The sequence below is a fragment of the Plantactinospora alkalitolerans genome, assembly GCF_015690345.1.
GTDB lineage: Bacteria > Actinomycetota > Actinomycetes > Mycobacteriales > Micromonosporaceae > Plantactinospora > Plantactinospora alkalitolerans.
On sequence record NZ_JADPUN010000026.1, the window covers coordinates 1 to 2,048 of the forward strand.

Below are 2,048 nucleotides of genomic sequence, written 5' to 3' on the forward strand. Positions count from 1 at the left end.
AGCATCTGCCCCACAACCCCGTGCGCCGCGTCGTCCGTAGCGGTCGGCCTCCGGTCGGGGCGAGGTGCCTCGTCCCGGACCCGGTGACGTTGCCGATCTTGGGCTTCCGCCGGACCCTGCGCGTTCCTTCTGTACCGGCAGGCAACCTCCGGGCGCCCCGCGGAGTAGATGGGGTGTCGAGGAGGAAGGTGCCAAGGTGGCCAGAGCCGGTTGGGAACAACAGTTCGTCGAGTACTTCACCGTACGGGCCGGACCGCTGCGGCGGCTCGCCTACTCTCTGTGCGGAGACTGGCACACCGCCGAGGATCTGGTGCAGGCCACGTTCGTCCGGCTGTACCGGAACTGGCCCCGGATCCGTACCGAATCGGTCGATGCCTACTCCCGGCGGATTCTGGTCAACGCGTTCCTGTCGAACCGGCATCGCCGCCGGTGGGAGGCGGTCACACCGGACCCGCCCGAGCGGTCGACAGACGGGGTGGACGTCGCCGTGCGGGTGGCCGTCCGCCGCGCCCTCGCCCAACTCTCTCCTCGGCAACGGGCCGCCGTGGTACTCCGCTATCTGGAGGACCTGCCGGTCGCGGAGGTGGCCACCCTCCTCGGGATATCCGAGGGCACGGTGAAGAGCCAGACGGCCCGGGGAATCCAGTCCATGCGCGGAACGCTCGGCGACCCCGTGCTGACGAAGGAGTAGCAGATGCAGGAGACCGAGGTACGAGACCTCCTACAGGCGTACACCGCCGACGCGGAACCCCCGATGAGGCTGTCCTCCGAGGCGGTGGTCGCGGCCGGACGGCGCTCGCGGCGGGTTCGGCGAATGGCCGCGGTGACCGGCGCCGGGCTGACCGCGGTGCTGGTCGCCGCGGGCGTCATGGTCGCACCACAGATGACCGGGCCGTCCACGACGACCGCCGCCGCTCCCGAGTGTCCATCGCCGCCCGGGCCCCGTCCGCCGGGCGTCATCGCACCCGACCAGCCGCTGTCGGACGAGCTGGTGGATTGGGCCGCTGCGAGCCTTACCTGTTACCTCTCCTACGCGATGCCGCGGATGCTGCCCGACGCGGAGTTTCTCGCGGCGCCGGGGGCGCTGGCCGGCCCGCTCGTCGGTTTCAGCCTGCCGGAGCGGACGTCGATCCGCCCGCCCAGCGCTGATCAACCTCGGGACGGCGACTGGGTGGACGCGCAGGCCGTGATCCAGGACCCCCAGGGCACCAGCGACTTCTCTCTCACGGTCGGGGTGACCAGCCCGGCGGCGGGGACCGCGGCCGCCGCCCAGTGCGAGGCCACCACCCGTTTCTCCTGCACCATTCGTCCGGGACCGGCGGGGACGACCGTAATGGTGAGCACCGAACTGGGGTCCCTGCCGGCGGAGCATCCACGGACCTTCACCGCGCGGGTCTACCGGGGACAGACGATCGTCAACGTTATGATCTCGAACAACGATCGCCAGGGTCCTGAGCCTGTGGCGACGCGCCCGGTGCCGGCTCTCACCGCCGACCAGATCGTCGAGCTTGCGCTCGCCTCGGAGCTCCACCTGTTCCCGTAGGTATCCGAGCATCAGCTGCGGCCGCCCGGTGCGGAGGCTTACCGCCTCCACACCGGGCCCCGGGAGTTCGCCGAGCGCGGGAAGAACTACCTGGCAGCGCAGCTGGGGGACAAACCCGTGCCGGTACCGGTGCCCTGGAAGCCGAACTCGGTCGACTGGCCGGCGGCGATGGAGCCGTTGAAGGCGACGTTGGTGAACTGGACCGCACCGGTGTTCCCGCTACGGTTGACGTTCCAGGCATTGGTGATGGTGGTGCCCGACGGCAGGGTCACGGAAATCGTCCAGCCGTTGACCGGCGAGGAGCCGGCGGTGACCCGTACCGTGGCGACGAAGCCACCGGTCCACTGGTTGAGTGACACCGAAGCCGAGCAGGCGCCACTGGTCGGCGGGGTGGTCGGTGGAGTGGTCGGTGGAGTGGTCGGTGCACTGGTGGGCGGCGTGGTGGGCGTGCCGGTCGGTGGAGTCGTCGGAGTCGTGGTGGGCGGGGTTGTCGGCCCGTCGGTGA

At 70.5% G+C, this 2,048-nt stretch carries 3 protein-coding genes; 2 read left to right on the forward strand and 1 reads right to left on the reverse strand.

Annotated features, from left to right (window positions below; all coding sequences use genetic code 11):
* Positions 1-196: 196 nt before the first annotated feature.
* A complete protein-coding gene (locus tag I0C86_RS00575; protein WP_196199163.1) occupies positions 197-691 on the forward strand; it encodes a SigE family RNA polymerase sigma factor in 495 nt (164 codons plus the stop codon).
* 3 nt (positions 692-694) lie between these two features.
* Positions 695-1,543 carry a hypothetical protein gene (locus I0C86_RS00580; RefSeq protein ID WP_196199164.1) on the forward strand — a complete coding sequence of 283 codons (849 nt, stop codon included), beginning with the start codon at positions 695-697 and terminating at the stop codon, positions 1,541-1,543.
* 86 nt (positions 1,544-1,629) lie between these two features.
* Here the strand turns inward: I0C86_RS00580 and I0C86_RS00585 are convergent.
* A partial coding sequence (locus I0C86_RS00585) for a cellulose binding domain-containing protein (RefSeq protein ID WP_196199165.1) occupies positions 1,630-2,048 on the reverse strand: 419 nt, incomplete at its 5' end.